Annotated in this window: 5 protein-coding genes; 1 reads left to right on the top strand and 4 read right to left on the bottom strand. The window is 59.6% G+C overall.

The annotated features are described in order from the left end of the window. The first annotated feature begins 633 nt into the window (after positions 1-633). Positions 634-795: a hypothetical protein gene (locus V8683_RS28800; RefSeq protein WP_411191427.1), complete on the top strand. Its 162-nt coding sequence runs from the start codon at positions 634-636 to the stop codon at positions 793-795. Between the two features lie 468 nt (positions 796-1,263). On the opposite strand, the gene V8683_RS28795 is transcribed toward V8683_RS28800, so the two are convergent. The 4 genes from V8683_RS28795 to V8683_RS28780 all read right to left on the bottom strand — a co-directional run bounded on the left by V8683_RS28795 (position 1,264) and on the right by V8683_RS28780 (position 6,286). Next, entirely contained in the window at positions 1,264-2,172 is a 909-nt protein-coding gene (locus V8683_RS28795; RefSeq protein ID WP_411191428.1) for a class I SAM-dependent methyltransferase, read from the bottom strand. Positions 2,173-2,593: 421 nt separating this feature from the next. After that, on the bottom strand, positions 2,594-3,826 hold the full coding sequence (chrA, locus tag V8683_RS28790) for a chromate efflux transporter (protein WP_411191429.1): 1,233 nt from the start codon (positions 3,824-3,826) through the stop codon (positions 2,594-2,596). A gap of 529 nt (positions 3,827-4,355) precedes the next feature. Further along, complete coding sequence (locus V8683_RS28785) at positions 4,356-5,144, bottom strand: metallophosphoesterase family protein (protein ID WP_411191430.1); 789 nt, start codon at positions 5,142-5,144, stop codon at positions 4,356-4,358. Positions 5,145-5,239: 95 nt separating this feature from the next. Continuing rightward, the gene (locus V8683_RS28780; protein WP_411191432.1) at positions 5,240-6,286 is read right to left on the bottom strand and encodes a lysylphosphatidylglycerol synthase domain-containing protein; all 1,047 of its coding nucleotides are present in this window, start codon (positions 6,284-6,286) and stop codon (positions 5,240-5,242) included. Between the last annotated feature and the right edge of the window lie 16 nt (positions 6,287-6,302).

Here is a 6,302-nt window from a genome sequence, read left to right as displayed (position 1 = left end):
CGAACGCGAGACAAATACCCCCCGCCCAAACTCAAATAGCCCGAGCCGTAACAGCCACACGCGCAACCGGACACAGGTTCGTGCTGTGACGCTCAACCCGGTACGCGACTCTGTCGTCGCCGCGGCGGCGCACAACGCCGATAAACAGCCGTTGGGTGCGTGGATGAGTCGATAACTACGGTGCGCACGCGGGGTCGGGGCACGATCAATTGCGGTTATGAAAGGAGCTACTAGATTCTGAAGAGCCAGCCGGAGCACCTCCGTAGTCTGTACTTCCCCGTGATCGAACGTGAAAATCTGCCGCGGAGCCGCGAGCCATCGACTGATTTTCCTTTCCGACGGTTTCACACGGCGCGGGGGAGGCGGGGCCAGCGCGTTCCGGCTGATGCATTGGCGCCTGTTCGTTGAGAGACGGCATCGCGGGAGCGCGGGCAAACGATGCGGGCGGAATGAGCAGCGGATGGCGAAGAACGCGCTGGAAAGGACGAGATTCATGGCATTTCCCCCACGTCCGCGGCATCGCAGGATGCCGCAGGACATTCGAACCCACACGTTGATTATGATCCGTTATCCTTAAGATGTATTTAACGTGGCGCGGTGAAAATCTCTCGCGGGGCGGTCTGGACGGTCTCGATGTTGCAGCAGCAAGGGCTGATCGGTTTGCGGCGGAAGGTGCCGTTTGGCGGCGCCGTAACGACACCGCAATTGAGTGCTTCATTGGGGGCGGCGAGCAGCCAACTCATCGATAAGCCGGCAGCCGCCACTGAATCCGCTCAGCAACGCATCGATGTCTGACGTGAAAGGGCGCCCAGAAACATCGCTGAGATAGAGCACCCGATCGTCGTCATACGATTGATGGTCTGATTTGACGTGGACCGACGCCCAATAGGAAGGGGCCTTCGAGACGGTTCGGCCGCCGCAGATTTCGTAGCTAACCTCGACGGTAACGTCAATGCTGTAGCCTCGATATGCGTACTTGCGTCTCATGCTTCAACTTTCCTGCCAGTTATTTGAGGTGATTCGGTCATTCATCCTCGAGTCTCAAGGGCTACGGTTAGATAATGCACTGCACCGATGTTAGTTGGCGCGAGAGGGAAATTTTTTGTCGAACGGGGAATCTCTCGGCTGTCGAGCAAAGACGAGATCGATGACAGTCCTGAACCGAATGGCCTCGACGATCATGGGGCGACGTCGCCCTTCGAGCGCAATTTTTCATGATACATCCCTAGCTTAAGGGACAATTCAGTTAGCCGGACGGCCTGGTCAGTGTGGTCGTTGCGCCGTGAGGTACGCAATGCGAACGGCAGCGAACCGGTGGCCGCTTTCGACCAGCGGGCGTAACCGCGCTTCCAGAAACTCACGTTCGCTCAGCGTAAATTGTGTTTCGAGTATCGATTTCAGCGACGGCGCACCGGGATAGGGGGATGTATGCAAATAGGTTTGCCACGATGGCGAATCTTGAGTACGCACGTCGATATGCAATTCGAGATGGATATCCGTAAAGCCAGTATCGACTGCAAATCGTACGAGATCTCGTTCACCGTAACTGGTTATGGGAAGCGACCTTATCTTTTCCTTTGTGTCAGGATACTGCGCTGCCCTGCATCGCAGCAACAGTGCGAAGAAGGGGTCCTGAGGGTCTCCGATGCGAGCGTCGACGATCTGCTTTAAGGCGCAGACCTCAAGGGCTTCGTCGCGAATAATGGGCTCAGCCATCGCGAGTCGACCACCGGGCTTCAGAATCCGGAACAGCTCTCGCATCGCGGCGGGTTTGTCGGCCACATATGCGAGCACCGCGCGCATCACGACGGCGTCGACAGATGCGTCGTCGATTCCATCCAGCTTTTCGGCAGAACACTGAAGGAATTTACATTGATCGTGCACGCCAAGAACGTACGCTCTCTCGCTGGCGTGCGCCAACATAGGCGCGGAGATGTCAGTCATGGTCACATTCAATTTTCCGCCGGTCCGCTCGATGGCGCGAAATGCCACCAGACCGTCTCCTGTGCCAATATCGGCGAGCTTCATATGCGGTTTGAGGCGGGCGAAGTCCAGCACTCGATCGGCGTACGCGGTCATTTCGACACGCAGCCGCGATCTGTACTCGATGTCACCGCCATGTCGATGATGAAGAAGCCAGCTTGACCAGATATCGGGGGTGGTATCGCTCACGAGAATGAAGGAGTGTCGGTGAAGGCGCTTGCCGGGTCCGATATCGTACTGGGAGTTCCTGAAGAGATCCTTAACGGTTGAGCGGTCTACAAGAAGAGCAGTCCACATCGCGTCCCGGCAAGACGGCTTGACGATAGCCAGCGCAGGATACGAAGCGCTTGTCAGGCGCGGTAAAACGAGACTGAAAGAGGCTACGTCGTGCGGTCAATGCTCAATTCTGGTTACGACACAGACGGTACGTCCTTGAGGGCATCGGCTTATACACAATTTCCAACGTGACCGGCGGCACGTAGTCGGTCGTTGTCAACGGCATAACCTGCGGTTCGACGGTCTGAACGATCGATTTATGTGGGCGATCCAGATTGCTCGAGAGCCCGCTGCTGATTGAAACACTATCAACTCGGTTTCCGTGCTTACGCGGTTAGCGGCACACGAATTCCACAATGCCTCCTGCGGCGCAGATCACCACCACGGCAAGTGGAGGCGCTTTCCAGCGGTTCAACAGAAAGAAGCCGACTGTGGCAATGGAGAAGTCAATGCCGGAACGGATCGCGCTCGTCCAGACGGGCGAATAAAGCGCCGTCGCCAGCAACCCGACGACCGCCGCGTTCACGCCGGAAAGCGTCGCGGCCATGGATGAACGTGCGCGCAATGCTTGCCAGTGTGGCAACGCCGCAATCACGAGCAGCAAGCCAGGAAGGAAGATGCCGATGGTGGCAAGCAGCGCTCCGACGCAATGATTGGGCGCGCCCACAGTCATCCAGCCGAGGAAAGCGGCGAACGTGAACAATGGGCCCGGAACTGCCTGTGCCGCCCCGTATCCAGCGAGGAAGTCATTCGGCGATACCCAACCGGTCGCGACCGTCTGTTGCTGTAGCAGAGGTAGCACGACATGTCCGCCGCCGAAAACAAGCGCACCCGAGCGGTAAAAGGCGTCGAATATGGCGATGAGGTGGCCACTGCCCGATTGCTGCAGGGCTGGCAGAGCAAACAGCAGGAAGCAAAACAAGGCAAGTGCGATGCCTCCGGCCGGATGCGATACGCTGAATTCGCGCGCGTGCGCTATGCCGACCGACTTCGTTGACGCCGTTGAGCGGCAAAACACGAAGCCAAGCACAGCGCCGAGTGCGATGACAACGAGTTGCGCATCGATGGTGGTAAGCACGCTGAGTCCCGCCATGGCAGCAAGCGCAATGGCTGCCCGCCGGCGATCCGGGCACAGTCGACGGGCCATGTCCCAGACGGCCTGGGCCACGACAGCGACAGCGACGAGCTTGAGGCCATGAATCAATCCTTCACCGACCGGGCCGCCCAGATCCGGCGCTATGGCAGCGAAAGCGAGCAGCAACAAGACCGATGGCAGCGTGAACCCGCACCATGCCGCGAGCCCTCCGAACCAGCCAGCCCGGAGCAAGCCAATCGAGAACCCAACCTGGCTGCTGGCAGGGCCCGGCAGAAACTGGCACAGTCCGACCAGATCCATAAACGTTTCCTCATCGAGCCAGCGCCTGCGCTCGACGAACTCACGCCGGAAGTAGCCAATGTGGGCAATCGGGCCACCGAAACTCGTCAGCCCTAGCCGGAGGAACACGATCAACACTTCAAGCACGCACTTGGCACGGGACGACTCCCGCCGTGGCCTCTCGACTCCCATACCTCGTCCTCTGCCCCTTTATTTCGATTCGGCATCCGCGCGGCTTGCCCTTGACGTCGTGCGCGGCAAATCCCCGTCGCCCGATTCGGGCACTTCTGTGCGCCACGCCCTCTACGCTACTTTTCCCAGATCGGCGCCCCTGGCGACCAATGCGAATAAGCGATCAATCAGCAAATCATTCAGGATGACGCTGCGGCCATCGTTCAAAGAAGTCAATCGTACAAGCCAAACGATAGGCACGATCTCGCGCCTTGACCAGCCGCGGAATGCATTCAGGCGGCGCCGTTACGCTGAATCGATCAGGTCCGGTCTGGATAACGACCGCGCTCGCACATATCGCGTACATCATCTGCTTGGAAATCGCAGTGGATCGGCGGGCGCGGAGGTCGCGATATTATGGTCCCCCGGTTCATCAGCCGATGATTCAGTCTTGGGCAACAGACTCTTACTCCGCCTCATGAAGATGCTTTGCGTTCCCAACGTGAATGCGCCGTACAGTTCTTGACGCGCGCCAGTGAGCTGCGGTGCGTCATAGCTCGATGACGCACACCGGATCGAAAGTCGCATTCTCCCATCGCAGTTCGCTCTCTACCCGCGTGGACGCGAGATTCAGCGGGTAGCCGCGCGGGTTTGCCACGACGCGCGCACTGCCCGACCGGTAATCGAATGAATCGTGCACATGCCCGTGAATCCATAGATCTGCCAACGGCATCAGATGCCGCAGGTCGCTCAGAAAGCCCGCATTGACTGGTTGATCACGAAACCGCTCATGCATCGAAGCCGGCGAAACACCGTGATGCGTGATCACGACTGTCTTGCCCGCAAAAGGCTTCCCGAGTTCCCGCACGAGCCACGACACGGCGCGCCGATGTTCGGCCAGCGCTTCCTCCGGGCCGAACGGGCCGCCGTCTTCACGACGGATGGCGGCATGGTCCGACATCGCTTCGCGCGCATAGTCCATGCTTTTCACGCTGTCGCCGTAGAGCTCGTAATCCGTCCAGAGGCAGCAGCCAAGAAAGCGCGCTCCGCCGAACTCAATCGAGCGGCGTTTGAGATAATGGACCCGCGTACCCCGTGCCCGACGGCAGAGCGCAGCGACGGTCTCGGCATACCCGGCCCCATAAGCCTCATGATTGCCGCTGACGTAGAGGACCGGTACAGGCCACTCTGCGAAGCGGTCCACAGCCGCTGCACCCACGTGAATGTCGCCGGCGAGCACCAGTAGATCCGCGCCGGCGGCCACCTGCAGAGGCCATCTCGGGGGAAATTTCGATTGGAGAGCGTCGAGGTGAAGATCGGATGCAATCTGTAAGCGCATGATTCTTGTCAAACAGTGGCCATCCAATTTATGTCGTGGCGCATGCCCGCCGTCGAGCGCACGCGTCAAGCACTTCGCCCGGCGCGGAGGTGTCTCTATCCGCGTGCCGTCCCGTCCGATCCGATCGCGGCCTGCACATTCAAGGAGCACCGCGGACGTATAGCGTGCCGCCCTACCTGCGGCAACACATATTCTGTCACCTGCCACGCAACCAGCCCCGGAGCATAGAACAACAGATCGCGTATGCGTCGCGCACCTGCAAGCGCGAGGCAGGTTGGTGCATCGAATCCGAGTACCCCCCCGATCAGGACAAAACCGCCCTCCTGTACGCCCAGACTGCCGGGTACAAGAAAAGCCACGCTGCTCACAAGCTGGATCAAGGCCTCAATGACGAATGCCTGCGCAAACGTAGCATCTGTGCCGAGCACGCGGAGGGCGATCCAGATCTCGAGCGCGAATCCCGCGCACTGGACCGTTTGCCAGACAAACAGGTAGCGGGCGACGTTGCCCGTCTGACGCCATACCAGCTTGATGGACTGATCGACCCGAGCGGATTTCCCCACGAGCTCAAGCATCTTTCCGCTTGTGACCTGGTTCAGCGTTCGCGCCATGCGTTCGAAGGGCCGGGCATGCTGAACCAGCGCGAAGAGCGTCAGTATCGGCACGATTCCCGCGATGCTCCACACGAGCGTGCCTGCCAGATGCGCCGCACCAGACGTCGAATGACCCAGCAGGTAGCCACATGCTACGAGTGCAAAGACGACCTGGCTGATCAGCGTGAGTTGCACATCGACGACAAGGCTCGCTATCGCGCTCGCCGGCCGCACACCGCTGCGGCCAAGCAGCCGGAACGAGAGAATTTCGCCACCGATACGCGCGACCGGCAAGAGGCCGTTTACCGACTCCCGAAGCCAAACGAACTTCAGCAGCTTCGCGAAGGACGGACGCTCCGCAGGGCGAATAAGCGTGCGCCAGTCCCACGCGTTCGCGCACATCGGGAGGACATGCACGCAGGCGGATAGCACAAGGCCGGATCCTCCGTTGCGGATCAATTGCCAGACTGTCGCCGGATGATCGCGCAACACTAGCCAGACTGCGGCCGAAAATCCAACCAAAGCTGCGATACGGCCAAGGTGCTTCATCTGTGGTTCCCGCTTG

This window comes from Paraburkholderia sp. AV2, from assembly GCF_054968425.1.
This window is presented reverse-complemented; position numbering and strand designations above follow the sequence as displayed.

Bases quoted from the DNA above. Each gene is read 5' to 3' on its own strand.
- V8683_RS28800 (WP_411191427.1), top strand. From the start codon at position 634: ATGTTGCAGCAGCAAGGGCTGATCGGTTTGCGGCGGAAGGTGCCGTTT.
- chrA (WP_411191429.1), bottom strand. From the start codon at position 3,826: ATGGGAGTCGAGAGGCCACGGCGGGAGTCGTCCCGTGCCAAGTGCGTG.
- V8683_RS28785 (WP_411191430.1), bottom strand. From the start codon at position 5,144: ATGCGCTTACAGATTGCATCCGATCTTCACCTCGACGCTCTCCAATCG.
- V8683_RS28780 (WP_411191432.1), bottom strand. From the start codon at position 6,286: ATGAAGCACCTTGGCCGTATCGCAGCTTTGGTTGGATTTTCGGCCGCA.